Source organism: Streptomyces odontotermitis, assembly GCF_050510915.1.
GTDB lineage: Bacteria > Actinomycetota > Actinomycetes > Streptomycetales > Streptomycetaceae > Streptomyces.
The window spans coordinates 154,245-178,839 of record NZ_JBNJLS010000015.1 but is presented as its reverse complement, the minus strand read 5'-3'; the positions used below and the strand labels follow the sequence as shown (position 1 = coordinate 178,839).

Annotated in this window: 24 protein-coding genes and 1 pseudogene; 14 read left to right on the top strand and 11 right to left on the bottom strand. The window is 70.4% G+C overall.

Annotated elements, in window-relative coordinates; all coding sequences use genetic code 11:
- Positions 1 to 47 precede the first annotated feature (47 nt).
- Both ACQB60_RS32300 and ACQB60_RS32295 read left to right on the top strand, forming a co-directional pair.
- Positions 48 to 2,738: an AfsR/SARP family transcriptional regulator gene (locus tag ACQB60_RS32300; protein WP_496929646.1), complete on the top strand. Its 2,691-nt coding sequence runs from the start codon at positions 48 to 50 to the stop codon at positions 2,736 to 2,738.
- Positions 2,739 to 2,854: 116 nt separating this feature from the next.
- Positions 2,855 to 3,493, top strand: coding sequence for a hypothetical protein (locus ACQB60_RS32295; protein WP_496929645.1), 639 nt, complete (start codon positions 2,855 to 2,857; stop codon positions 3,491 to 3,493).
- A 355-nt stretch (positions 3,494 to 3,848) separates the two neighbouring features.
- On the opposite strand, the gene ACQB60_RS32290 is transcribed toward ACQB60_RS32295, so the two are convergent.
- A complete protein-coding gene (locus ACQB60_RS32290; RefSeq protein ID WP_496929644.1) occupies positions 3,849 to 4,532 on the bottom strand; it encodes an NADPH-dependent F420 reductase in 684 nt (227 codons plus the stop codon).
- A 74-nt stretch (positions 4,533 to 4,606) separates the two neighbouring features.
- Between ACQB60_RS32290 and ACQB60_RS32285 the strand changes: the two genes are divergently transcribed.
- The gene (locus tag ACQB60_RS32285; protein WP_496929643.1) at positions 4,607 to 4,987 is read left to right on the top strand and encodes a winged helix-turn-helix transcriptional regulator; all 381 of its coding nucleotides are present in this window, start codon (positions 4,607 to 4,609) and stop codon (positions 4,985 to 4,987) included.
- A gap of 27 nt (positions 4,988 to 5,014) precedes the next feature.
- Here the strand turns inward: ACQB60_RS32285 and ACQB60_RS32280 are convergent, their stop codons facing one another.
- Positions 5,015 to 5,944 (bottom strand): LysR family transcriptional regulator, encoded by a 930-nt coding sequence (locus tag ACQB60_RS32280; RefSeq protein ID WP_496929642.1) that lies wholly within the window; start codon positions 5,942 to 5,944, stop codon positions 5,015 to 5,017.
- A gap of 114 nt (positions 5,945 to 6,058) precedes the next feature.
- On the opposite strand from ACQB60_RS32280, the gene ACQB60_RS32275 reads away from it, so the two are divergent.
- Positions 6,059 to 6,586: a DapH/DapD/GlmU-related protein gene (locus ACQB60_RS32275; protein ID WP_496929687.1), complete on the top strand. Its 528-nt coding sequence runs from the start codon at positions 6,059 to 6,061 to the stop codon at positions 6,584 to 6,586.
- Between the two features lie 54 nt (positions 6,587 to 6,640).
- On the opposite strand, the gene ACQB60_RS32270 is transcribed toward ACQB60_RS32275, so the two are convergent.
- Positions 6,641 to 7,492, bottom strand: a complete 852-nt coding sequence (locus ACQB60_RS32270) for a LysR family transcriptional regulator (protein ID WP_496929641.1) — start codon at positions 7,490 to 7,492, stop codon at positions 6,641 to 6,643.
- A gap of 102 nt (positions 7,493 to 7,594) precedes the next feature.
- Between ACQB60_RS32270 and ACQB60_RS32265 the strand changes: the two genes are divergently transcribed.
- The 3 genes from ACQB60_RS32265 (at position 7,595) to ACQB60_RS32255 (ending at position 10,513) form a co-directional block, all read left to right on the top strand.
- Positions 7,595 to 8,089, top strand: coding sequence for a dimethylsulfonioproprionate lyase family protein (locus ACQB60_RS32265; RefSeq protein ID WP_496929686.1), 495 nt, complete (start codon positions 7,595 to 7,597; stop codon positions 8,087 to 8,089).
- Between the two features lie 176 nt (positions 8,090 to 8,265).
- On the top strand, positions 8,266 to 8,625 hold the full coding sequence (locus tag ACQB60_RS32260; RefSeq protein ID WP_496929685.1) for a DoxX family protein: 360 nt from the start codon (positions 8,266 to 8,268) through the stop codon (positions 8,623 to 8,625).
- A 343-nt stretch (positions 8,626 to 8,968) separates the two neighbouring features.
- Positions 8,969 to 10,513, top strand: a complete 1,545-nt coding sequence (locus ACQB60_RS32255) for an FMN-binding glutamate synthase family protein (protein ID WP_496929640.1) — start codon at positions 8,969 to 8,971, stop codon at positions 10,511 to 10,513.
- Positions 10,514 to 10,697: 184 nt separating this feature from the next.
- On the opposite strand, the gene ACQB60_RS32250 is transcribed toward ACQB60_RS32255, so the two are convergent.
- The 4 genes from ACQB60_RS32250 to ACQB60_RS32235 all read right to left on the bottom strand — a co-directional run bounded on the left by ACQB60_RS32250 (position 10,698) and on the right by ACQB60_RS32235 (position 13,021).
- Positions 10,698 to 11,138 carry a VOC family protein gene (locus ACQB60_RS32250; protein ID WP_496929639.1) on the bottom strand — a complete coding sequence of 147 codons (441 nt, stop codon included), beginning with the start codon at positions 11,136 to 11,138 and terminating at the stop codon, positions 10,698 to 10,700.
- Between the two features lie 254 nt (positions 11,139 to 11,392).
- Positions 11,393 to 11,884, bottom strand: a complete 492-nt coding sequence (locus ACQB60_RS32245) for a DUF6286 domain-containing protein (protein ID WP_496929638.1) — start codon at positions 11,882 to 11,884, stop codon at positions 11,393 to 11,395.
- Between the two features lie 358 nt (positions 11,885 to 12,242).
- Positions 12,243 to 12,425, bottom strand: a complete 183-nt coding sequence (locus ACQB60_RS32240; RefSeq protein ID WP_496929637.1) for a hypothetical protein — start codon at positions 12,423 to 12,425, stop codon at positions 12,243 to 12,245.
- Positions 12,426 to 12,508: 83 nt separating this feature from the next.
- Positions 12,509 to 13,021, bottom strand: a complete 513-nt coding sequence (locus ACQB60_RS32235) for an Asp23/Gls24 family envelope stress response protein (protein ID WP_496929636.1) — start codon at positions 13,019 to 13,021, stop codon at positions 12,509 to 12,511.
- A gap of 273 nt (positions 13,022 to 13,294) precedes the next feature.
- Here ACQB60_RS32235 and ACQB60_RS32230 point away from each other — a divergent pair, with 273 nt between their 5' ends.
- From ACQB60_RS32230 to ACQB60_RS32220, 3 genes are read left to right on the top strand one after another with little or no spacing between them, the layout of a single operon-like run.
- On the top strand, positions 13,295 to 13,870 hold the full coding sequence (locus ACQB60_RS32230) for an RNA polymerase sigma factor (protein ID WP_496929684.1): 576 nt from the start codon (positions 13,295 to 13,297) through the stop codon (positions 13,868 to 13,870).
- Positions 13,861 to 14,493, top strand: coding sequence for an Asp23/Gls24 family envelope stress response protein (locus ACQB60_RS32225; RefSeq protein ID WP_496929635.1), 633 nt, complete (start codon positions 13,861 to 13,863; stop codon positions 14,491 to 14,493). The genes ACQB60_RS32230 and ACQB60_RS32225 overlap by 10 nt, the downstream gene beginning before the upstream one ends.
- Entirely contained in the window at positions 14,490 to 14,861 is a 372-nt protein-coding gene (locus tag ACQB60_RS32220) for an Asp23/Gls24 family envelope stress response protein (protein WP_496929634.1), read from the top strand. Before ACQB60_RS32225 ends, ACQB60_RS32220 begins: the two co-directional genes overlap by 4 nt.
- A 43-nt stretch (positions 14,862 to 14,904) precedes the next feature.
- On the opposite strand, the gene ACQB60_RS32215 is transcribed toward ACQB60_RS32220, so the two are convergent.
- Both ACQB60_RS32215 and ACQB60_RS32210 read right to left on the bottom strand, forming a co-directional pair.
- Positions 14,905 to 15,720, bottom strand: a complete 816-nt coding sequence (locus ACQB60_RS32215; protein ID WP_496929633.1) for a phosphotransferase enzyme family protein — start codon at positions 15,718 to 15,720, stop codon at positions 14,905 to 14,907.
- Positions 15,721 to 15,794: 74 nt separating this feature from the next.
- Positions 15,795 to 16,148, bottom strand: a complete 354-nt coding sequence (locus ACQB60_RS32210) for a Rid family hydrolase (RefSeq protein ID WP_496929683.1) — start codon at positions 16,146 to 16,148, stop codon at positions 15,795 to 15,797.
- Here ACQB60_RS32210 and ACQB60_RS32205 point away from each other — a divergent pair.
- Positions 16,098 to 16,386, top strand: a pseudogene (locus ACQB60_RS32205) (hypothetical protein). The gene ACQB60_RS32210 and the pseudogene ACQB60_RS32205 sit on opposite strands and share 51 nt — an antisense overlap.
- Positions 16,387 to 16,702: 316 nt before the next feature.
- Positions 16,703 to 17,461: a GNAT family N-acetyltransferase gene (locus ACQB60_RS32200; RefSeq protein WP_496929632.1), complete on the top strand. Its 759-nt coding sequence runs from the start codon at positions 16,703 to 16,705 to the stop codon at positions 17,459 to 17,461.
- Here the strand turns inward: ACQB60_RS32200 and ACQB60_RS32195 are convergent.
- Entirely contained in the window at positions 17,427 to 18,074 is a 648-nt protein-coding gene (locus tag ACQB60_RS32195) for a TetR/AcrR family transcriptional regulator (protein WP_496929631.1), read from the bottom strand. The genes ACQB60_RS32200 and ACQB60_RS32195 overlap by 35 nt on opposite strands.
- A 170-nt stretch (positions 18,075 to 18,244) precedes the next feature.
- Between ACQB60_RS32195 and ACQB60_RS32190 the strand changes: the two genes are divergently transcribed.
- Positions 18,245 to 20,539: an MMPL family transporter gene (locus ACQB60_RS32190; protein WP_496929630.1), complete on the top strand. Its 2,295-nt coding sequence runs from the start codon at positions 18,245 to 18,247 to the stop codon at positions 20,537 to 20,539.
- Positions 20,540 to 20,613: 74 nt separating this feature from the next.
- Here ACQB60_RS32190 and ACQB60_RS32185 read toward each other — a convergent pair whose 3' ends face one another.
- On the bottom strand, positions 20,614 to 21,687 hold the full coding sequence (locus tag ACQB60_RS32185) for a saccharopine dehydrogenase family protein (protein WP_496929629.1): 1,074 nt from the start codon (positions 21,685 to 21,687) through the stop codon (positions 20,614 to 20,616).
- Between the two features lie 590 nt (positions 21,688 to 22,277).
- On the opposite strand from ACQB60_RS32185, the gene ACQB60_RS32180 reads away from it, so the two are divergent.
- Positions 22,278 to 24,575 carry a hypothetical protein gene (locus ACQB60_RS32180; RefSeq protein ID WP_496929628.1) on the top strand — a complete coding sequence of 766 codons (2,298 nt, stop codon included), beginning with the start codon at positions 22,278 to 22,280 and terminating at the stop codon, positions 24,573 to 24,575.
- Positions 24,576 to 24,595: the final 20 nt, after the last annotated feature.

Here is a 24,595-nt window from a genome sequence, read left to right as displayed (position 1 = left end):
CCACCAGGAGTGTGCACGTACATATGGAGTTCCAGCTCCTTGGGCCCGTGGCCGTCAACGGTGGGACGGGGCCCGTGCCGCTGGGGCCCGCCAAGCGGCGCAGCCTGCTCGCGCTGCTGCTGCTGCGCTCCCCCGCCCCGGTCTCCGTCGACACGCTCACCGAGGCGCTGTGGGAGGACGAGCCGCCGCTGCACTCGCGCACCGTCGTCCAGGGCCATGTCTCGCGGATTCGCGCAGTGATCACCGAGGCGGGCCTGGACGCGTACGGTGTCGAACTCGCCACGCAAGGGCAGGCGTACGCGCTGCGGCTGCCCGAGACGCTGCTCGACGTCCGCCGGTTCGAGGACCTGGTGAAGCTGGCACGGTGCCAGCGCGATCCGTCGGACGCGGCGCTGATGCTGCGTGAGGCGCTCGCGCTGTGGCAGGGGCCCGCGCTCAACGGGACGGTCGCCACCGCTCCGCTGTTCGCCGCCGCGGCTGTCCTGGAGGAGAACCGGCTCACCACGGTCGAGCAGCTGGCCGCCGTGTACGGGGAGTTGGGGGAGCACAAGCAGGCGGTGACGCTGCTGAGCGCGGAGGCCGTCACACAGCCGCTGCGCGAACCGCTGATCGCGGCTCTGATCCGGGCCCTGTACCGGGTGGGCCGTCAGTCGGACGCCCTGGAGCAGTACCACCGCACCCGCAAGGAGCTCGCCGACGCGCTGGGCGTCGACCCGGGGCCGGTGCTGCGAGCGGCGTACGAAGAGGTCCTGGAGGCGGATGCGCTCGCCGAGGGCGGCACGGGCAGTGCCCCTCCGCCCGTCCCCCTGTCGGCCCCCGAACTGCTGCCCAGGCCACCGCGCGGATTCCACGGCCGCGGGACCGAACTCGCGGAGCTGACCCGCGCCACCACCGCCACCAGGTCGCCCATCGCCCTGGTCACCGGACCTGCCGGGGTCGGCAAGACCTCGCTGGCCGTGCACTGGGCCCACGACCGCGCCGCCGCCTACCCGGACGGCCGTCTCTTCGCCGACCTGCGCGGGCACAGCGGCGCCGAGCCCGTCCAACCCATCGACGTGCTGCGGGAGTTCCTCCTCGCACTCGGCGTCGAGGCCGCGGCCGTGCCCGCGTCGCAGGAGGCCGCGGCGGCGCTGTTCCGCTCCCTGGTCAGGAAGCGGCGGCTGCTCGTCGTGCTCGACAACGCCCGGAACTCCGCGCAGATACGTCCGCTGCTGCCCGGCGGCGACGCCTGCGCCACCGTCGTCACCAGCCGCGCCCGCCTGGACGCCGTGATGGCCGAGGACTGCGCGACGCCGGTCCCCATCGACGTACTCGACGAGGACGACGCGGCGGACCTGCTCGCCGAGGCCCTCGGTGATGGCCAGGATCCCGACGCCATACGGGAAGTCGCCCGGCTCTGCGACGGACTGCCGCTCGCCCTGCGCATCGCCGCCGCCCGGCTCCTGGGCCGCCGCCACTGGACCGCCGCCGACCTTGCCGCCGAACTCGCCGACGAGCACGGCCGGTTGGCGCTGCTGTCCGTGGAGAACACCGGGGTAGAGACCGCCCTGCGCGCCTCCGTCGCCTGCCTCGGTGCCGCCGACGCCGCGCTGCTCGGCGCGCTCGGGCACTCCTTCACCCGGGAAAGCGACGCCTACGCCGCCGCGGCCGCCGCCGGGATCGGGCTCGCCGAGGCCCGAACGGGACTCGACCGGCTCGCCGCGGCGCACCTGGTCCAGGAGGCGGCACCAGGCCGCTACAGCCTGCACGACCTCGTACGGCTCTACGCGCGTGGACTGCCCCGCACAGAAGGGGCCGACGCGGTCACCCACCGCCTGGTCGACCACTGGCTGCGAGCCCAGCACGCCGCCGTTGACGTGTTCGACCCCACGGGGTCGCGGACCATTGCGCTGCCCGAAGGTTTTGAAGCAGGGCTGCCCGTACCGCGGTTCGCCGGGCGCGACGCCGTCTTCGGCTGGTTCCTCAAGGAGCAGGAGTCGCTGATGGCCGCCGTCTCGGCCGCCGCCCGGCCCGGCGACGAGGACCGCACCTGGCGGATCGCCGCCCTGTTGTGGCCGCTCGTCCACTGGCACCCGCACCCCGGATGGCAGCAGCCCCTGCACACGGCCCTCGCCGCCGCCGAGCGGATCGGCAGCACCCAGGGCATCGGCTGGCTGCGGGCCGTCACCGGCATGCTGTTCGTGGAGACCGGACAGTTCGCCCGCGCCGAGCCGCTGCTGGCCGGTGCGGTGGCGCCGCTGCGCACTTTCGCCCCCGAGGTCTCCTGCCAGGTCCTCGTCCTGCTCGCCATCGCCCGCCACCGGCGCGGCAACCCGGCCGGCATGCTCGACGCGCTGGCGAACGCCGCGCGCGACGCCCGTAGGGCCGACCATCCCATCGCCGTCACCCTGGAGCAGTACCACGCCACCCATGCCGCCCTGGCCCAGGGCGACTTCGCGGCGGCATCCGAGCACACGGCCCGCTGCATCGCCGCCATCCCCGAGAACGAGATCGCCGGCTGGCGCCCGCTCATCTTGGAGTCGTACGGCATCGCACTGCACTACAGCGGGCGGCACGAGGACGCCCGCGAGGTGTTGCTCGCCGCGGTCGCCGCCAACGAGGAGGAGGACCTACCGGCCCGCACGGTACGGGCGCTGACCCGGCTCGGGGAGGTTGCCGCGGAGCTCGACGAGCCGCTTTCCGAAGCCGCATACCGGGCCAGAGCGGAACAGCTCCAGAAGTCCCTCACACGGCCTTGACCAGCCCTTCATCTGCGAAAACGGTTCGTTAGTGGACTGTTAGCGGAACGCCAGCGGCGGGCGGCAAGGTCATGACTGTCAACAAACCTAACGACCACTACGGGGGACACAGCATCATGCGTACCGCCCTGCGCCGGAACACCACGCTCGCCATCGCCGCCACCGCGGCGCTCGCCTTCTCGCTGACCGCCTGCAACGACGGTGAGGGCACCAAGGACAGCGGTGCCGCCGACTCCTCGTCGAGCGCGAGCACCTCCGCCAGCCCGGGCACGGAAGGCTCCGCGTCCGCCTCGAAGGGCTCGTCGGGCTCGGGTTCCTCCGGCTCCACCGGTTCGGGTTCCTCCGGCTCCACCGGCTCGGGTTCCTCCGGCTCCACCGGCTCGGAGTCCTCCGGCTCCTCGGACTCCGGCGTCGGCTCGGACTCCGGCGGCCCGGGCGACGACACAGGAGCCAAGGGCGAGTGCATCAACTCCGGTACCGATGGCTGCTTCACCGGCACGCTGTCGTACCTTGCCGAGTACAAGATGATGGTGGGCAAGCAGGCATTCGACGTCAGCGACAGCACGCAGATCCGCGGCGCCGCGGCGATCTGCGGCGGTGCCGACGGTTCCGTCACCGCCGACAACAACGTGGGCACCACCGCGTGCACCTACGACCAGCTCGTGAAGGCCGCCAAGATGGGCACCGTCAAGGTGCGGGTCCTCAAGGGCTCGGACGGCACCGCCTCGTCGGTCAAGGAGATCTACCACCCCTGAGGCGGATCCTGGCTTCGGGGCGGGTCGGGAGGGTTCGTAGTCACGGGCGAGTCTGCGGTGGTGCGTGGGCCAGCTGATGCTGCGCTCGATGGCGTTCGCGCTCCACGACCTGTTCATAGGGTTGCGGGGTGGACGAGTGCCCCGACCCGTTGGGCGAGCAGGCCGGCATGACCTCCACACATGCACTCCTGCCCCTCCCTGCTCCAGGGAGGGGCAGGAGGTGTCCGACGACAGGACGCCCGAGATCGCCATCGGCGCTGCATACGACGTCCTGGTGCACCTCCACACGGGCCCCGGCCGCCCCGGCCGGCGACAGCACGCCGGCGGGGAAGGCGCGAGGCCGCGTCGAGAACCCCTAACGGAAAGCCGCTGCGCCGCTCTTCCCTTCCTGGTGGGACGGTCCTGCCGCGTATGCCAGCGGAGGGGCGATCGCCTGGGCATCCGCTCCCTCGCCGACCCACAGCGCGATGAACAGCGCGGCGGTCGCTTCCAGGAGCCCCGCACGTTCGAGACCGCCGCCGGCCACGGGTTCACAGCCCACGTCCCGCACCAACTCACGCACCCGCACGAGAGCCCTCTCATCGTCCCCGCAGACCGGAACGGCCAGTGGTCGCCCCTCGAAGACGGGCGGCCGCATGCGCCACACGTCCTCGTGGCAGAGGTTGAAAGCCTTGACCACGTGGGCTCCCGGTACTGCCGCGGCCAGTTGCTGCGCGGCTGAGGGACCTCCTTCCGTCAGCAGCCGAAAGCCCGGCCCCACCGGGTTGGAGCAGTCGACCAGCACCTTGCCTTCCAGGGCCGCGTGCAGCTCCCCCGCCACGTCCGCTCCCGCCCCGAAGGGCAGCGCAGCCAGCACCACCTCGGCGGACTCGGCCGCCGCGCGCAGACTGGCAGACTTCACGCTGCCTTTGATGCGCGTCGCAAGCCGCTCCGCCTTGCGTGCGTCCCGCCCCCCGATGGTCACCTCGTGCCCGGCCCGCACCCAGTGGGTGGCGAGCGCATCGGCCATGTTGCCCGTGCCCAGTACGCCGATCCTCATCACGTGATCCCTCTCCGTGCCTGCTTCGACCGTTCACATCGACGCTAGAAGGCCGTTCGGGCACCATTTGGTACGTGACCACCAACGCCTTCCTCGCCGACTGCCGCGCCCGCCTCGCCTTCGACCTGCTCTCCAACACCTGGAACGCCGTGGTGCTCTGGGCACTGCGCGACGGCCCCAGGCGGCCGGTCGAACTGCAGGAGCGGATCGGGGGCATCAGCTCCAAGGTCCTCACGGAGACGCTGCGCCGACTGCAGTTCAACGGACTGGTCGACCGGCAGGAAGTCCCCGCCGCACCATCACGGGTCGAGTACCAACTCACCGCTCTGGGACGGACCTTGCTGGCGCCCATCGACGCCGTCGGTGCATGGGCCTTCGAGTACGGCGACAAGGTGATGGCCGCCCAGGAAGCAGCATGCGTTCCTGCCCCGCGGTCTCCTCGTCCCCCTGGCTAGGGCGTGGCTGTTGGATCGGGTGTCCGGTCAGCGGTCCATCCAGTCCGGCACCCACACGTCGTCCGGGGTGCGCGGCCCTGAGGTGCGCAGATGGTCGTGCAGCGCGGCCAGCACCGGGTGCCGGTCTCCGGTGCGGGACAACAGCACGTGCGTGTACACCGGGGTCGGTTCGCGCAACGGGATGCGCCGCAGGTCGTGGGTCTGGGGCCACAGGTAGCGGTCCCCGCCGCCGACGAGGGTGGCCAGTGAGGCCGAGTCGGCCAGCGCGTCCATCAGGGCCTCGTCACCGAAGTGGGGGCCGAGCGCGTCGATGCTCAGACCAAATGCCTCGGTCAGCGCCTGGTAGAACGCCGCCCACTCCGTGCCTGGTCTGATCCCGGGGATCCAGATGCGGTGGCCGGCCAGGTCCGCAGGCTTGACCCGAGGCGCGTTCGCCAAGGGGTGGCGGGGCCCGACCAGGAGCTCCAGGGGTGCGTCCAGGAGTCGTTCGGCACTGATCCCGGCTGGGACCTGGTCTACCGGCAGGGCGCGGAAGGACGCGTCGACGGTTCCTTCGAGTACCGCCTGGGCGGCCTGGGCGGCGTTCTCGTTGCTCAGGGTGACCGTGTCCAGGTTCATCTCGGGGTGTGAGCGGTAGAACCGGTAGACGGCCTGGGCCGGTGCGATGCGACGGTTGATGACGTCGACGCGCAGAGGACGGCTGCCGGGGCGCACCGCCTGCTCGGCCTGCTCGAAGGCTGCGAGCGCCTTTTTGGCGTGGGGCAGGAGGACCTGCCCGTCCAGGCTCAGCCGGGATCCTCGTGAAGTCCGCACCAGGAGCGTGACCTTGAGGTGTCTCTCCAGGACCGCGATCCGCTTGGAGACCGCCTGCTGGCTGATCCCGAGCTCGTCGGCTGCCGCCTGGAACTGGCCGGTCCCGGCGACCGCCACGAACGTCCGCAGAGCTTCAACATCCACGCCTTCAACCTACTTCCACAACGATTGGTTGTGTCTGGCGGGGCCTGCGGTTGTTTGATGACTCGCTCGTCAGGGTGGTGGGATCCTCGTATGTCTACCCGCACTGAGCAGGTCATGTATGTACGGACGCCCGAGTTCGCGCGTCACGCTGAGCGGATCGCGGAGGTGACCGACGCGACGTCTCGACTGAACGTGCTGCCGTTCAGCGACAGCAAAGGTCGTGCTGAACTACTTTCTGTTGTGTTCGGTGGCCCGCTCCCCGAGTCGGTGACGATCTACCCGCCGTTCTTCACCGAGTACGGGCTCAACACGACGTTCGGGGAGAACGTCTTCGTCAATCAGGGATGCACGTTCATGGACAAGGGCGGGATCCGCATCGGCAACGGTGTCATGATCGCCCCGAAGGTCAGCCTCATCACCGGGGGGCATCCTCTGCCGCTCGCCGAGCGTCGCGAGTACCTCTCCTTCGCCCCGATCCTCATCGAAGACGACGTCTGGATCGGGACGTCGGCCGTGATCTTGCAGGGAGTGACCATCGGTGCTGGTGCGGTGATCGCTGCCGGTGCGGTGGTCAGCCGCGATGTTCCTGCCCGCACCCTGGTCGCGGGAGTCCCCGCCCGGGTGATCAAGCCGATCGACTGAGTCCGGCCCTCACGGGGACCGGCGGGCGATGTCTCCCGCGGAGCTGCCCGGGGCTCAGTGTCGGTACGCGGCCGTCGCGCTCTCGACGAAGGAACGGATCAACGGGTTGGTGTCGCCTTCGTTCCACACCGCCACCACTCGGCTCGGCGCCATGTCGGTCAGTGGAACCACCGCCAACTCCGCGGGCAGGTCGTGCCCGAGAGGGGCCAGGCCGACCGTGCCGTTCCACAGCACGGCCTGCAGACATTCCTGAACGGCGCGCACCACTGGTCCCTCGCGCGGACTGCCGCCGTTCCAGTACGACTGCCAGATGGGGTCGGTGCCCTGGGGGAACTGGAACCAGCGGCGGTCGCTCAGTTCGGCCAGCCGCAGCCGGTCGCGGCAGGCCAGCGGATCGTCGGCACGCAGGACCACGCCGACCGGGTCGGTTCGCAGGGCACGCACCGTCAGGGCGGTCTCGTCGAACGGCGCCCGGGTGAGGGCGACATCGACCAGTCCGGCGCGCAGCCCGCACGTCGGGTCGGTCAGGTCGGTGTCGCGGACGCGGATGTCGATGCCGGGGTGGTTTCGGCGGTAGGCGGCGGCCAGCCTGGACACTCCCGGGTCGGTGCCGTCGCCCAGGATGCCGACGGTGATGGTCGTGGCGCCGGCCGCCGCGGTGACGCGTACACGGACGCGGTCGGCATGGTCGAGCAGGGCGCGCGCCTCGTCGAGGAGCACCGTGCCCACCGGCGTGAGCGTGACGCCGGTGGGCGAGCGGGCGAAGAGCAGAGCCCCGACGTCGGCCTCCAACTGCTTGATCGCCCGGCTCAGCGGCGGCTGGCTCATGTGCAGTCGAGTGGCGGCCCGGCCGAAGTGGAGTTCCTCGGCGACCGCCACGAAATAGCGCAAGGTCCGTAGCTCCACGCTGTAACGATACCCACGAGGTATCGGCCCGGCGGGATGGGTCTTGGACACGGGCGGGGTCCCGACGGTGCACTCGTGAGCATGACCAAACAAGCCGTGAGCATGACCGAACAAGCTAGGACCAGCGGGCCGCAGGCCGCCCCCGCCGTATCGGTGGTGGGTCCCGGCGACGGCGAGACGATCGTTCTGGGCGCCACGCGCATGCGCGTTCTGGAGGACGGCAGCCACACCGGACACCGCCTCGCGATCGCCGAGTCCGTCCTCGCCCCGCACACCCAGGGACCGCCGCAGCACCGCCACTCTCAACACGACGAGGGCTTCTACATCCTCTCCGGCTCCATACGGTTCACCGTCGGGGACCAGGAGTACGACGCCACCACGGGCACGCTCGTGATGGTTCCGCCAGGCACCCCGCACACCTTCGCCAACCTGAGCGACCAACCCGCCGTCATGCTCAGCACGTTCACCCCCGACCTGTACGTGCAGTACTTCCGCGACCTCCAGAAGGTGCTCGCCGACGGCCGGCCTCCGACGCGAGAAGCCAACATCGACGCGATGAGCCGCTACGCGACCGAGCCCGCCACCGACCTTGCCTGAAGCCGACGGGACGCAACAGCCCAGCTGCCCTCTCCGGACCGGCGAGGCTGTGGCCGCTGCCGCCCTTTCGCGGCCGGTCCCGTGGGACGGCGGACCGGGCCTTCTCCGTGGGCCTCCCTGGCGATCGACGCACTCGACGGAGCCCCCGGCGAACCGGTGGCTCACGAATGGGAACGATGAACATCACCTACTGGATCGTCGCGGGCCTGCTCGCCCTCTTCTACTGCTACGCAGGCACACTGAAGATGATCCGCAGCCGCGATCAACTCCGGCCGATGATGGCCTGGGTCGACCGCATGCCCCTGCCCGCCATCCGGGCGCTGGGGACGATCGAAGTACTCGGCGCGACCGGTCTGGTCCTGCCACCGCTGACCGGCACAGCGCCCTCGCTGGCGCCAGCTGCGGCCATCGGCTTCGTCCTCCTGCAGATCGGTGCGATCGCCGTGCACCTCACCGGTGCGGACCGCCGGATCGCACTCAACGTCGGCCTCACCGCCACCGCGGCCGTGACCGCCTGGCTGGCGACCAGGCTGTGAGCGAGAACAGCCCGCGACCGGGGGATGCGATTCCGGGGCCGACGGAGGTGCACTCGGCCCGAAACTGCTCGAATTCGGTTCGGTTGGTGCGGGCCCGTATCGAGTGGGAATCGCAGCGGAACCGGTGACGGGTAGATGCGCAGGATCGCGGCGGTGGAGGCCATGGTGCAGCACGGACTGTTCAACTCATGCGCACACGCGGTCAGTTGATCACAGGTGGGATGCACGCGAATGCTGCTACCTTCCAGCTTCGCGGTGGGGGCGCCGACGTGCAGGTGGGGGACGTGTCTTCTAATGGGGCACGACGGTTCGCCGGCGTCCGCCGGCGAGGAGAGGAACGTTCATGCGCGCCCGGAGCATCGGTGCGGCAGCCGCGACAGCAGTGGCGCTGGTGGCTGCCCGTGACCTCGTCCAGAAGAAGCACGCCCTGTTGCGGAACTTCCCCGTGATCGGGCATGCCCGGTATCTGCTGGAGACGATCGGGCCCGAGCTGCGGCAGTACGTCGTGACCTCCAACGAAGAGGAGCGTCCCTTCAGTCGCGATCAGCGCACATGGATCTACGCGTCGGCGAAGGAGGAGAACAACTACTTCGGCTTCGGGACCGACGTCGACATCGAGCACGTGCAGGGCCACGCCTATGTGAAGCAGCGGACGTTCGCCGGTCCGCTGCCCGACCTGGACGACCCGCAGGCCCCACTGCCCTCGGCCAAGATCCTTGGCGGACCGCGCGGGCGTGCCAAGGCGTTCCGTCCCGCGAGCGTCGTCAACATATCGGCGATGAGCTTCGGTTCGCTCTCCGGTGCGGCGATCACAGCCCTCAACAAGGGCGCGGCACTGGCCGGCACGATGCACAACACGGGTGAGGGCGGTCTCTCGCCGTATCACCGCGGTGGCGGTGACCTCGTCCTCCAGATCGGCACCTCGTACTTCGGCTGCCGCAACGACGACGGCACCTTCAACCTCGACAAGCTCAAGCAGGTCGTCGACGGTGCCCCGGTCAAGGCGATCGAGATCAAGCTGTCCCAGGGCGCCAAGCCGGGCCTCGGCGGAATGCTGCCAGGATCGAAGGTGACCCCGGAGATCGCCGCGATCCGCGGCATCCCGGTCGCCAAGGACTGCGCCTCCCCCTCCCGGCACACCGCCTTCCACGACGTGGACTCGATGCTCGACTTCGTCGAACTGCTCGCCGCCGAGACCGGATTGCCGGTCGGCATCAAGAGCGCGGTGGGAGAGATGGACTTCTGGGAGGAGCTGGCCTCCCTGATGGCACAGGGCGACCGCGGGGTCGACTTCGTGACCATCGACGGCGGTGAGGGCGGCACCGGAGCGGCCCCTCTCATCTTCACCGACTCGGTGTCGCTGCCGTTCCGGATGGGCTTCTCCCGCGTGTACGGGGCCTTCGCCGAACGGGGTCTGACCGACGACGTCACCTTCATCGGCTCCGGCAAGCTCGGCCTGCCGGAGAACGCCGCCGTCGCCTTCGCCCTCGGCGTCGACATGATCAACGTGGCCCGTGAGGCCATGCTGTCCATCGGCTGCATCCAGGCGCAGAAGTGCCACACCGACAAGTGCCCCACCGGCATCGCGACCCAGGACCCGTGGCTGATGCGCGGCGTCGACCCGGCCTCGAAGGCGACCCGAGCCGGGGTCTATCTGCGGACTCTGCGCAAGGAGTTGCTGAAGGTCTCGTCGGCCGTCGGCGTCGCCCACCCCGCACTCATCACCGCCGACGACATCGAGATCATGAACGGCGACTACGACGCCCGTACGCTGGCGAGCGTCTACGGCTACAAGGACGGCTGGGGCCGACTCGGCCCCCACCTCGCCGACGAGATCACCGCGCTGCTCACCGGTGAGCGGCCGCCGCTTCAGGAGCCGACCGGTTGAGCATGATCCTTGAGACATGACGGAGTCCCAGGGGGCTCCGTCATGTCTCCCCCCGCTTTCAGGGGGGCGTACTGTCGACTGCGGGCCTTCGCTCGTCGCCGTCACGGGCCAACTGCTGCTGGCTGATCGCGTAGTGCAGCACCTCTATGATCTCGTTCTCGGCTGCATGCTGCGTTCCCGTTGCTCAGCTCAGTTGTTCGGCCAGTCCGACGATGATGCCGTCCGGGCCACGGAGATAGCACAGCAGGTAGCTGTCCTCGAACCGGGCGATCTCGCCGACGAGTTCGGCGCCGTGAGGACGCAGGCGGGCAACGGTGTCCTCGATGTCGTCGACCGCGAACATGACGCGGTGCGTGCCCAGAATGTTGTGCGGCCGGTTGCGCGGTCCGGTGCTGATCACCGCGGGGCTGAGGTACTTCGCCAGCTCAAGCCGGCTGTGTCCGTCCGGGGTCCGAAGCATCGCAATGTCACAGCGGACGCCGTCGAGTCCGGTGCACTGGTCGGCGAAGAGGCCCTCCACCTCTCCCCTGCCCTCCAGCTCCATACCCAGTTCCGCGAAGAACGCGAGGGCGGCATCCATGTCGTCGACGACGATGCCGACGTTGTCCATCCGCTGAATCGCCATGCTGGTCACTCCTTCTTCCTGCTGAGGCCGGTGATGGCCGCTCATGCCCCTGGGACGGAGCTGGTGACACATTCTCGACATCCGCAGACGGCCGACGGAACGTTCCGGCGGACCAAGACGCGGACCAAGACCTGGAAGGAGCCACACCCGTCAGTGAATGCGGGACGGGCGGCGGCCCGCCACGCGTAGCCGCAGGACGGTGTGGCAGCTCATCAGCCCGGCAGACTCCCGTGCCTGGGGGACGGTGTGGCGGGTCAGCTGCTCCAGTGGGAGATGGCCCGCGTCTTTACCTGTCGTCGCCTGACGCGGACACGGACCTCGCAGACTCCCGGGACGTCCAGCGCGGCATCCGGCAGGATCCGGGCGGCATCAGTGCGGAAGAGACAGGCCCTCATGTGGGCTTCCGTACGCATCCACAGACTGCGCCGGCTGCCTGGAGACAGCGCGATGGCCACGCACCACACACCGACGACGAACAGCAGGGCGCACACCCCGATCGTCCACGCGTCCGAGAGCCGCAGATGCCGCAGTGACTCGCCCAGGGTGGCGTACCAGCCTGTCGGGGCACGGTCCAAAGCCACAGCCAATGCCTCAGCGAGGGCCAGAGCGCAGGCCGCGGCGGCGACGACGGAAGCGCACACCGCGGACCGGCGGCGCACCGACCACGGCCGGTGCGCCGCCGCCCGCTTCACCGGCTGCCCCGTCCCGGCCTTCGCGGTCTCGAGCGTCGCCGTACGGTGCGTCATGCGGTCACCCGACCCCGTGTCAGCTCCGCGGACGGTGTGAGACCAGTGACCACGATGCGCACGTCCTTCACCGACATGCCGGTCAACTCGCCTGTACGCCGGGTGACTTCATGCCGCAGTGCCGCACATGACTCCCCCAGGTCGGAGGGATAGGGGAGTTCGACTTCGACGGTGATCCGGACGGCCCGTCCTCGGATGTCTGCGCGGCCGCGCGAAACGGTCCCTCCGCAGTTCGCCACACGGTCCGCAGCGGCCTGTACGGCGATCTTGCGGACCACGCGGTCGGCAACGCTCAGAGCGCCACGCTCCGCCGCAGGAGCAATCGTGGTGGACACTGACCGAGCCGTCGGGAACGGGCTCATCGGCGTCCGCCGCGCCCGCCGAGGAACTCCCGGACGTCGATGCCGCTCTCCACGACGCGCCCGGCGACGAACCCGACCGCGCCGAGCGCCGCCACGAGCAGGAACGCGCCGAATCCGCCGAAGTACGCGGCAACCCCCAGCGCCATCCCGGCGAACAGGCCCACGACGGCTGTGTTCATCCCTCTCCCTCTCTTGCTCCGTGCGGGACGCGCCGGCCCCTGTCGGACCGGCAAGCCGACGGCTCCGGCGTCTGTCTGTCCGCTCACTCGACGCGGGAGCCGCTGTCCGAGTCGCCTTCGTCCCCGGGCAGATGCACGTCGTTGACGGCGACGTTCACTTCCACGACTTCCAGGCCGGTCATGCGCTCCACGGCCGCGATCACGTTCTCGCGCACGTCGCGGGCCACCTCGTCGATCGCGACGCCGTACTCCACCACCAGGTCCAGGTCGAGTGCGGTCTGCCGCTCACCGACCTCGACCTTCACCCCGCGTCCCACGTTCGGGCGTCCGCCCGGAACCCGGTCGCGCACGGCCCCGAGGGTTCGGGACAGCCCGCCGCCCATGTCGTGCACGCCGGGCACCTCGCGTGCCGCCATTCCCGCGATCTTGACGACCACGACGTCCGCGATGGATGTCTTGCCTCGCGTGGCAGCGGGCTCGTCCACACCGGGCACGGCCGTTCCGACGGTGGCCGCACCGGTCGAAGGGACCTTGCTGCCTCCGGTGCGCGCGGTCGAAGCGGAGTCGGAGCTGGCAGGAACCGCACTCGTCGTCATGGCACTCTCCTGGTCTCGCGTCGGGCCGTGCCGGCCCGACTCGTCTGCCCTGTCACTGTGTTGGACCCAGCGCCCCGTCGAATGTCACGCGCGATTCCGAGATTCTTTCCGCATCGGCATGCGGCTGCGGGACGTGCGGATCTCCGTGCGCTTCCGTGCCCGCGTGACGAATGTGCCGCCGCCGGGTCCAACGACTGACACAGTCGGACAAGGTGGCAACGGAGCGGAAGGGGGCGGTGCGTGCCCGGGCTGGAGCACGGAGCGGAAGCGGGCCTGACGAGACACCCGTCCTCGGCTGTCACCCTCTCAGAGCTGGCGGATGCGTTGCTGGCCCGCCGGGCCGCGGAAGGCGACGAGGAGGCATTCGAGACGCTCGTACGCCGTCACGGGCCGGTCCTCCTGCGCCTGGCCGCCCGCCTGCTCGGCGATCGCACGGAAGGGGAGGACGCGGTGCAGGACGCCTTCGTGAGCGCCTGGCGCAGGCTGCCCGAGTACCGGGGCGATGCCGCCTTTCTCAGCTGGATGTACCGCATCGTCACCAATCGCTGCCTGAACGTCCTGCGTGCCCGGCGCCCCACGGCGGACCTCGACGCCGTCCCTGAACCGGCCGCCCCCGACCACCAGACGTCAGTGGCTCGTACCGTCGAGGGCAAGGCGGCCCTGGACGCGTTGCAGGACGCGCTCACGCAATTGACGCCGCAGCAACGCGCCTGCTGGGTGCTCAGGGAGATGCACGGGCTCTCGTACGAGGAGATCGCCGACGCGGTCGGCATCAGTCACCAAGCGGTGCGGGGAAGGATCTTCCGGGCGCGCCGCTACCTCACGGAGGTGATGGGCGCATGGCGCTGACCTTGCCGGCCGGGCCGCCCGATGACGAAGCGGGAGACGAACAGCTGCCCTGCGGGCGTTCGTTGGCCGATGTGTGGGCCGCCGTGGACGACGGGCCTGCGACAGATCAGGCACAGGCTGCTCCCCACCCGGAGGACTGTCCTCATTGCGCCGCCGCTGTGGAGAGCCTGGCGGTGCTGGACGACGTCGTGCGCCGAAGCCGCGGCGCCGAGTCCGCACACGCCGCGCCGGATCCGGAAGCCGTGGCGCATCGGGTCATGGATCTCGTCCGTCTCGAACTGCGGCCGGGCCGGACCCTGCCGCTGGGCGGACCCGACGAGGACCTGTGGGTGGCCGAGGCAGCGGCAGCGCGGACCTTCCGGGCCGCCGCCCAGGCGCTGCCGGGCGTTCACGCGGGCAGCTGCCGCATCACGCCCCTCAGTGACACGGGCAGCCCCCAGGACTCCGTCCGAGTCCGCCTGGAGGTGGCCGCGTCCTGGTCGTGGCCTGTGCCGGAACTGGCGCACGCGGTACGCCGATGCGTGCAGGAGGCCGCCGACAACGTGGTGGGAATGGATGTCGCCCAGGTCGACGTGTTCGTCGTCGACATCCTGGACGGCGAGGCCGAGGAGGGCCCCGCATGACGCGCGATGACGCGACGGAGCCAGCCGACGCGCTGGCGCACGCAGCGGGACGCGCCGCGCTCGCCTGTGACGGAGTCGCCTATCTGCGTCCCAGTCTGGTGGGGCTGCTGCGGGGCACCACGACCCCCCGCACGAGGCTCCCCGCCGCCTCAACTCCCCCGTCGGGCATACGCGTACGACGACGCACTGACACCAAGGACTGGCACGTCGAGGTGCACCTCGCGGTGGCCTCCGGACACCGCGCCCTGGATGTGTCCCGTGCGGTATCCACCGCGGTCGCACGAGCGGTTCGTGAACCCGGCCCGGCGGGCGGCGAAAGGCCGCCAGTGAACGTCACCGTTACCGTCACCGTCATTGCGATCTTGTGAGAGCAGCGGCGGCCCAGCAGCTCAACGATGACCTCTGAGACTGTCAGTTCAACAAGGCAGCCCTGAACACCTCATGGTGAGCCGCCAACCACTCCTGGATGCGATCCCAACGCTGCCAACCACCTTGCCCGGACAGCGCCCGGGTGTAGACGGGATCGCCGTCGGCCACTCTGTCGGCGACGAAGGCCCGGCAGGACGCGGTGGCCTGTTCGATGACGCCGGGCAGTTCGGCGCGCTCCTGCGGGGAGAGGCGGTAGCCGTCGGCGAGGATCCGCAGGCGCGTCGGGGCGTCCAGCCCTCCGGGATGGAGAGCTGCCGCGGACGTGGGATCGAGCATGGGAACCCAGTAGCGGGCGGTCATGGCGACGTCCCACACTGCTCGGCCGGGGGCCGCCAGGTCGAAATCGATCAGGGCTGCGGCACGGCCGTCGCGGAAGACGACGTTCTCCGGGCATACGTCGTTGTGGCACAGCATCGTTCCTCCCGCCGGGTCGGCCATGGAACGGGGCCAGTCGACGCGGGCGTCGACCGCGATGGCCGCACTGGCGTCGTGCAGGCGCCGCAGCAGGCTGCCCACCGATCTCAACGCGGTCTCGGTCATCACCCAGTGCGGAAACGGCGGCAGAGCGACGTCGCCGGGGATGAAGGTCAGCTGCTCGCGGCCGTCCGCGGTGAGACGGATCGGCCTGGGAGCCGCGTCGAACCCGTGCTCCTCGAGCGCGAGGAGATGGGCGTGGAGGGCGCGCGCGGTGCGTGGCGCCGGGCGTTCCACCAGGGCACCGTGGCGGAAGACCGCGCCCACGTTCACCATGCCGCCGACCAGGGCCACGCCCTCCGCCGTCTCGCCCTCAGCCGTCATGTCGATCACGCTACCGTCAGGTCGGCCGCGTGTGGGGCGGTCCTGAAATGGCTTCGGACCAGGCTCTCTTCGGCTCAGTTCCCGGAGCCGACGATGGCGGTGACGCGGATCTCCACGCGCATGGCGGCGAGGCCGAGGACCGTGACACCGGTCTCGGTCCAGATCGGTGCGCGGCCGTCGAGGCGACGGCGGAACTGCTCGGCCATGACCCTGTTGTGGTCCTCGCCGATGGCGTCATCTCCCGGTGCGACCTTGTGGTACGAGTTGACGTGGATGACGTCCTTCCATGTCGCGCCGACCGTGGCGAGCGTGCGCTCCACGTTGTCGAAAGCCTGGATGATCTCGTCTTCCAGCGAGTCGGGGATGACCAGGTCGTCATCCACGCCGGCCTGGCCGGAGATCTCGACCCGGTCGCGCTCAACGAGCAGGAGAAGGCGGCATGGACGGGGCTGATCTCCCTTGTCCTGCTGCTGCCCGCCAAGTTGGAGTCGCCGCTACACCCTCGCCCAACTCACCGACACCGGCTTCGACATCGTGCACCTGGCAGCACCCACGCACCTGCGCGCCGTACGCCGCGTGGTCCTCGACTCGCTCAACACGACCGACCAGAAGGCCCTCACCCGCATCGCACAGAAGCTCCGCATCGTTCCCGACGACCTCGGCTGACGGAGGATGCCTGGCCGCCCACGCGGCCACGACCACCCTCAAATCCGTGAACAACCGCCCCTGGCCACGGAGTTGCAGCCCCAGTCGAGGTGACCAGGATTGGCGGGCTTCACAGGAGCCACCGCACGCCCACGGCGTCCAGCGCTGCCGTCGGAATCCGCCGATGCGGATGTCCGGAGCGGGAGCGCCCGCCTGTCGCGATCTATTCGCACGACTTGGTCGAACGAACAAGAGCTGTCTACCGTGGCGGCGAGAGGTCAGTCGCCCGCCCCCGCTGGGACAGGGCCGGCCAGAGCCGCGGAGACAGGTGGTCGTCATGCGGAACGAGCAGGGCATCGAGAACGCACAGGACAGGCAGGACAGGCAGAGCAGACAAGGCGTCGCTGACACGCCGAACGCCCGGCGCCCGGCCGTCTCGGTGCGCCGCGCCGAAGCGGCCGACCTCGACTTCCTGGTCCAGGTCATGGAGACGGCCGCCACGTCCCACCTGGACCGCTGTTGCTGGGAGCCGATCCTGGGAGAAGGAACGGAGGTCACCCGCGAGATCCTGCGCACGCTCGCACTCTCCCCCGGCCCGCACTGGTGCCATCTGTCCCGCTTCTGGGTGGCGGAGGTGGAGGGCCGGACCGGTCCGCGGCGTGTCGGGGCCCTCACCGGCTATGACCCCGTGACCGAGGGGCACGCGGCGGTCGGCGAACAGTGCGCCGACCTGGCCGCGTCCGGCGGCTGGCCCGGCACGGCCCCGTTCGAGAGCGTGCGTGAGCGTCAGGGGATCTTCCAGTCCTGTCTGCCCGCGGACTACGCCGATTCCTGGGGGGTCGAGAACGTCGCCGTCGTCCCCGAGTTCCGAGGCGCCGGTGTCGTCGATGCCCTGCTCGGGCACGCCCTGGAACTGGGCCGCCGGCAGGGCTACGCCTGCGCGCAGATCCTCTGCCTCGACGGCAACGCGCGGGCCCAACGCACGTGGGAGCGCGCCGGGTTCGAGGTGCGGGCCAGCTATCGGGGGCGGGAGTTCGAGGCGCTGATCGGGGCGCCCGGGCTCAAGCTCCTGGTGCGGGAGTACCCGCCCGTGTGAGGTTCAGCGTCGCTTCGAGCAGGCGCTCCAGGTCTGCCGCCGACTCCTTGTCCGCCGCCGACTCGGGGTTCCCCTCCCCCATCACGAGGTGTCGCAACGACAGGCCGTCGAAGCCCTGGAGGAAGAAGCGGGCCACGACGAGGGGGTCGGCGGCATGGGCGTCGTCCGCCCGGGCGAGGACGCCCGCGATCAGGTCCGCGGCCGTCTCCTCCAGGTCGCGCTGGTGGCGGCGGAGCAGGTCATGCAGGTCGGGGCTGCGCACCGCGTATGTCGTCAGCTCGACGTAGAGGCGGAAGCGGCCGGGCTGTTCGAGCAGCGCATGCCAGAGCGCCTCGGCCATCCGGCGCACGGACCGCTCGAAGTCCGCGGGGCCGTCCTGTTCGACGGGGACCGCACCGCGCACCAACTCGACCAGTTCGACGGTCATCTGCTCGATGACGGCACGGTAGAGGTCGCGCTTGGTGCCGAACGTGTAGTGCACCGTTGCCTGCGCCACGCCCAGCTCGGCGGCGATGGCGCGGGTGGATCCGGCGTCGACGCCCTCACGAGCCATCAGCTCGATGGCGGCTTGGACGAGTTGCGGACGCCGCTCGGCGGCGGAGATGTGAGCCATGGCCCCAGAGTATCGGTGTGAGCGACTCAATCAGTCGACCCTTGCGAATGACTTCGTCGGTCGACTTTGTCAGGTGACCAAGTTGTGCGTATGGTGGTCGGCACAGGCAGGCGAGGGGAGCTGCTGCGTCGGCCCCCGCGCCCGGTACGCACGTGATGGAGGCACCTCCCATGGCCTTGTTCCTCTACCGACTGGCCGGGCTGTGCTATCGGCGCCGCCATGCCGTGGTCGCCGTCTGGCTCGTCCTGTTACTCGCGGTGGGCGGGCTCGCGGTGGCGTTCTCCGGCAAGACCACTGACGAGTTCCGGGTGCCGGGCACCGAGGCGCAGTCCACCGTCGACCGCATCGCGGACCGGCTCCCCGAGTACACGAACGCCTCGGCGCAGGTGGTGTTCGCCGCCCCCGAGGGCGAGTCGCTCACCACGCCGCAGCGGCGCGAGGCGGTCTCCGCCGCCGCGGCCGCCATCGGCAAGGCGGACGGCGTGGCCCGCGTGGTCGAGCCGTTCGCCGCGCAGGCGGTCTCCCGGGACGGCCGGATCGCCCTCACCCAAGTGGTCTTCGACACCCGCCTCCATGACCTCGGCGACGGGCCGCGCGACGCGGTGCGCGCGGCTGCCGAGCGCGCCGAACGCGCCGGATTGCAGGTCGAGTTCGGGGGTGACGCCTACACCCCGACCGTGGCCGTGGAAGGCGGCGAGGCCATCGGGGTCGGCGTCGCGGTGCTCGTCCTGCTCATCACCTTCGGCTCGATGCTCGCCGCCGGACTGCCCCTGCTCAGCGCCCTCGTCGGGGTGGGGCTCGGCATGGCCGGACTGCTCGCGCTGACCGGCTCGTACGACATCATCTCCACCGCGCCGGTGCTCGCCCTGATGATCGGCATGGCGGTCGGCATCGACTACGCGCTGTTCATCGTGTCCCGGCACCGGCAGAACCTGGCCGAGGGGATGCAGCCGCAGGAGGCGGCATCGCGAGCGGGCGGCACGGCGGGCAGCGCCGTTCTCTTCGCCGGGGCGACGGTGGTCGTGGCACTGGCCGGGCTCGCGGTGGCCGGGGTGCCGTTCCTGACCGTCATGGGCCTGTCCGCGGCCGGTGCCGTGATCATCGCCATGCTGGTGGCCGTCACGCTGCTGCCCGCGCTCTTCGGGTACGCGGGCAGCTCGGTCGATCGGCTGCGGCTGCCGGGGCTCGGCGGCGACAGGAAGACTCCGGGTGCCGCGAAGCCCTCGGCGGGCGAGCGCTGGGTGCGCGGTGTCGCGCGGCGCCCGGCGCTCGTCCTCATTGCCTGTCTGCTCGGCATCGGGGCGGTGGCGGTGCCGGCGAAGGATCTGCGGCTCGGGCTTCCCGGCAACGGGTCCTATCCCGGGAGCACTTCGGCGCGACAGGCGTACGACCTGGTCAGCGAGGGTTTCGGGCAGGGGTTCAACGGGCCGCTCATCGCGGTCGCCGAGGCCGAGGGCGACGGCGCGGTCCTCTCGGAGCGGGATGTGAGGCAACTCGCGGGGAAACTGGGGCAGTTGCCCGGTGTGGAGACCCTGCTGCCGCCCTCCGTCGACACGTCCGGCCGGCTCGCCGCGATCCCCGTGATCCCCAAGGGCGGCCCCGACTCCCGGGCGACCGAGGACCTGGTCACCGACATCAGGGAGGAGAGGGTGAGCACCGCGGCCGGTGCGGGGGTGCAGCTCACGGTCACCGGGACCACCGCGGCCAACATCGATGTGTCCAAGAAGCTGAGTGAGGCTCTGCCGCCGTTTCTCGCGGTGATCGTCGGGATCTCGCTTCTCCTGCTCGCGCTGGCCTTCCGTTCCCTGCTCGTCCCGCTCAAGGCCGTCGTCGGGTTCCTGCTGAGCATCGCGGGGGCCGCGGGCGCGGTGGTGGCGGTCTATCAGTGGGGCTGGCTGAGCGACTTCATCGCGGTGCCGAAGGTGGGGCCGGTGGTGAGCTTCCTGCCGATCCTGCTGATCGGAGTTCTTTTCGGTCTGGCCATGGATTACGAGTTGTTCCTGGTCTCCCGTATGAAGGAGGAGAGTTCACGCGGGGCGGCGCCACGCGACGCGGTGATCACCGGATTCCGGAACGGCTCACGGGTGGTGGTGGCCGCCGCACTGATCATGATCTCGGTCTTCGCCGGGTTCGTCGTCGGCCACGATCCGATCGTCCAGCCGATCGGGTTCGCCCTCGCCGTCGGCGTGTTCATCGACGCCTTCGTGGTGCGGATGACGCTGGTGCCCGCCGTCATGACCCTGCTCGGGTCCGCCGCCTGGTGGTTCCCGCGCTTCCTGGAGCGGACCGTGCCCCATGTCGACATGGAGGGCGAGCGGCTGTGCGCGCGGCTGGCGGGCGGCACCTCGGCCGGAGCGGAGCCGGCCGTCGCGGACGTCGTGAGCGACCGCGACGGCGACCTGGTCGACAGTCACACGGGCGGCGGCGACCGCCCCGTCACAGAACGGCGCGGGGCCGGCGAATGATCCGTCCCCCCGCGCCAGATCCGGCTCCGGGCCACATTCCCCCGTCGCCCCGGAGCCGGCCGGGCTTGGGCCGGCTACGCCACCGTGTCGCCGGCCCAAGCCGTCAGGCCGTGCGCGGCCAGCGCCTCGGGCACATCCGCGAGAGCCGCCACCTCCTCGATGTGGTGGACACCGGCAGGCAGCCCGCCCTCGTACACCCGCGCCGCGACCTCCGCCGCGGTGAGCCCGGTGAAGCGGGACTGCGATGTGGCGGTCAGGGCCCGGGTCACCCGGCGTCCGCCCCGGTGCGCGTCGACCCGCACCGCGAACCGGTCGCCGCCCAGATGGATCCGGGTGAGCGAAGCGGTGAGCATCCCGTCGAGCCGGGCCCGGCGGGCGGCCCGGAAGACGCCCGCTCTGCGCAGTCCGAAGAGCAGGCCGGTCAGCGCCCCGGAGTCCAGGCCCAGCCGGGTGGTGACGTCCGGGACGCCCAGCGTGCGCCGCAGCGTGTGCTGATCGGAGAACGGGAACGGGTGGTGGGTGCGCTCCTTTCGCCCCGGTGGCCAGGTCGCGAGCTTCAGCGGTCGCGCCCCGTCCGTGTCCCCCTCCATGAGTTGGGCGACGGTCCAGCGCACGGCGTCCTTGCCGTGGGCCTCGCCCGCCCCGAGGACGACGGAGATGTCGAGGCGTTCGGCGCCTCCGGCCTCCTCGTGGGCCCGGCGGGCCAGCAGGTTGGTCAGGCCGGGGGCGACTCCGACGCTGAGCAGGGCGGTCGCCTCCCCGGCGCGGGCGAGCGCGCCGTGCCGCTCGACCTCCGTGATCAGGGAGTGCGTGGCGGTGACGTCGACCAGGCCGATGCCCCGCTCGAAGAGACGTCGCGCGGGATGCGCGGCCGGGGTGCGCGGCTCGACGGAGAGGACCACGAGGCAGACCCCCTCCAGCGCCTGCTCGAGTGAGGCGGGGTCGGCGAGGTCGACCTGCGCGGGAAGCAGGGTGCCGCCACTGCCTGCGGCGAGTTCGGCGGCGCGGGCCCGGTCACGGCCGGCGACGATCACTCGCCCCGGCAGCCGCCGCGCGAGGTCGAGCGCGGTGACCCTACCCACTGCCCCATAGCCGCCGAGCACCAGAATATTCCCGTCCGGCTTCTGTGATTTCGTTAAATTCTGCATGACTCAATGAAATCAATTCGCCTCACCTCCCGGCAAGCGGTAGCGGCAATTCCAGGTTACCGGACCGCAAACAAGTTTCACCTTGCATACACTTCCAAGAATTGAGTGACCCGCCTCACACGGCACGCCCATTGATCCCCTTGACCCCGGCGAGCGCGCTGCTGAATGATGACTCTTGAACAAGAGAACCGGGCAACGACGCCTGGATACGTTCAACAGCGGGGGCTCCATATGTGTTGCTTCACCGTCGAGTCATAGGCCAACGCCTCCTCGACTTCCCTCAAGGGTCCTACATACGCACAGGTCAAGCGCGCTCTTGACCTGGTAGCGATGCCTCGATTCAGGATTGACGATTTCCTGACGCCACTCTCACGCGAGGTCTTCACTGGCACGACTGAAGGCTTTGCGATGCCCTTTCCTTTACCCTCATGGGAGCAGCAAAGGTGTCATCGAGCACATCACAAGATCCATCGCGCCATTTAGGCGGCCGCAACCGATTCCTCGTCCTCTCCATCAGTAAAAGAGCGAGCTTCCACGAGCGAGTCGCCACCGGCTTGAACGACCTTATGGGCACGGCCGCCGTCCCCTCCATGAGCACCCCGGCCTACCGTGAAATTCTGGCCAGATCTCGACGTTTCCTGGACCGGGCAATTCCCGGCCTGGAAATAGGGATCATCACGGCGGACAGCACCACGACCGCCGCCGACGCTGTCCGGGAATCGCCGCTCGACGCGGCCCTCTCGCTGGTCCTGATCGATGCCGACGGGTCTGGTCTGAACACCGACCCCTTCGACAGCTCGCTCCCCGAGGCCCTCGATCAGCTGGCCGACGGTCTGCCCGAAGCGCTGCGCGCCACGTTCTCCGCGCACAGCACCTACGTCTACGGAATCACCGCCACCGCCGAGAGCCTCGCCGCCGCCCAGGTCGCCCGCCCCTTCACGCTGCGCGCGCTGCCCGCCGACGCCTGGGTCCTCGCGGCCGACGTCATCTGCGCCTTCACGGACCACGTCCAGCTGCGGCACACCGGCTCCGCCCTGCGCGCGGCCACCAAGAAGGGTCCGTCCGCGCTGGCCGCCGCGCTGCACGACTTCCTCGGCCGGCAGCCCCGCGACACGGCCGACGGGCCCTGGGGCCTGCACTACTACACGGGCTCCGTGGTCTCCGGCACCATCGCCGACCTGGACCGACTGGCCGCCGCCACCGGCAACCCGGTGCTGCGCGGCCCGAGCGAACACAGCCTGGCCAGCGGGGCGTTGGCCCGCTGGCAGCTGGACCGGGCACCGTTCGTGATCGTGGTGACCAGCGGCATGGTGGATGAGTTCCGGGGCACCCTGGCCAATCTGCGCGACGCCCGCGCGCGCGGATTCATCGTGTGCGCCGACACCCCGCCCGAGGCGTGGTTCCCCTTCCAGGGGACCGTGCACGCGGCCGAGGACTCCCGTGCCGTACTGGCCGCGAAGGGCATCCCGTACGTCCATCTCGACGACCCGGAGCGCATCGCGGAGGGCCTGGCCGATGCCTACGCCCAGTACCACGCGCACCGCGGCCCGGTCTTCCTGCTCGCCACGCCCGCCGTGCTCGACGCGACGGGCACCGCGGGCGAACTGAACCGGCCGGGAACCGTCGAGCCGCCCCCGACGGCCGCCCTCCAGGTCGAGGAGAGCGACCTCGCCCCGGTGCTCCGCATGGTCAACTCCGAGCCCTGCAGGCTCCTTTGGCAGTGCGGAACACTCGACGCGGAGGAGTCCTGGCTGGTCCACGACATCGCCTCACGCGCAGGCGTCGGCCTCGCCGACTCCCTCACCCGGCCGGGCAGTGTGCGCCGTCACCGCGACGACACCGTGGTCGAGGAGTATCTGGGCACCCTCGGCCTGTACGCCTTCTCCGCACGCGTCCACGCCTATCTGCACGCGGACGGCAGGCTGCGCCCACGCGGCGAACAGGCGCTGTTCTTCCTCAAGAGCCGGATCGGCGAGGCGGCCACGCCCTTCTCGCCGCGCACCCTCAGCCGCCAGCTGCGCATCGTCCAGGTCAGCCACGAGGCGGCGCACCTCGCCCCGTATTCCGACCATCCCGTGCACGCCGAGGCGCGCGCCTTCCTCAAGGCCGTACGCGAACGTCTCGACGTCACGCCGGAAGTCCTCGCCGTACGCAGGGAAGCCATCGCGCGCACCCGCGACAGCGCGTCCGACGTCATCCACGAGCTGCCCGTGCTCCCGATGAGCGCCAACTACTTCTTCCAGCACCTCCGTACCGTGCTGGAAGACCTCATCACCCGGCACGGCTACACCTACACCGGCGTGTTCGACGTGGGGCGCGGCGGCCTCTCCGCCGTCCGCAACCTGCCGCGGACCGGGCCCGGCTTCTCCGGGTGGTACGGCAGGGCGCTCATGGGGGACGCGTTGCAGGCCGTGCCCGCCGTCGCCCTGACCCGCGACGACAACGTCCTCGCCTTCATCGGTGACGGCGCCGCGTCCCTCGTACCGGACATCACGCCGACCCTGGTGCAGCAAGCGGCGCTCTACGGGCGGCGGTTGCGGCAGAACGTCACCGTCTTCCGGCTCGTCGACGGCGGCCACTCCGTCATCCGCACCTACCACGAGGGCCGCACCGGCGCCGAGTCCAGCCGCCAGACACAGGTGCTCTCCCTCCTCGAACCGGAGTGGACCCGCCGCTACGGCGAACTCACCGTCAGACACCAGCACATCACCGACGCGGCCGAGACGGATCTGCGCGGCCTGCTCCAGCAGCGCGCCACCGTCACCTTCGCCTCGGTACTGCTCGCCCACAACAACGAGGGCGACGGACTGAGCCTGCTCTCCTCGCTCGGCTGGCAGCGCGACGAACTGCCCGAGCTGACCTTCGCCATGGCCCGCGCCGCACGCTGAGCACGTCCCACCCGACCGAA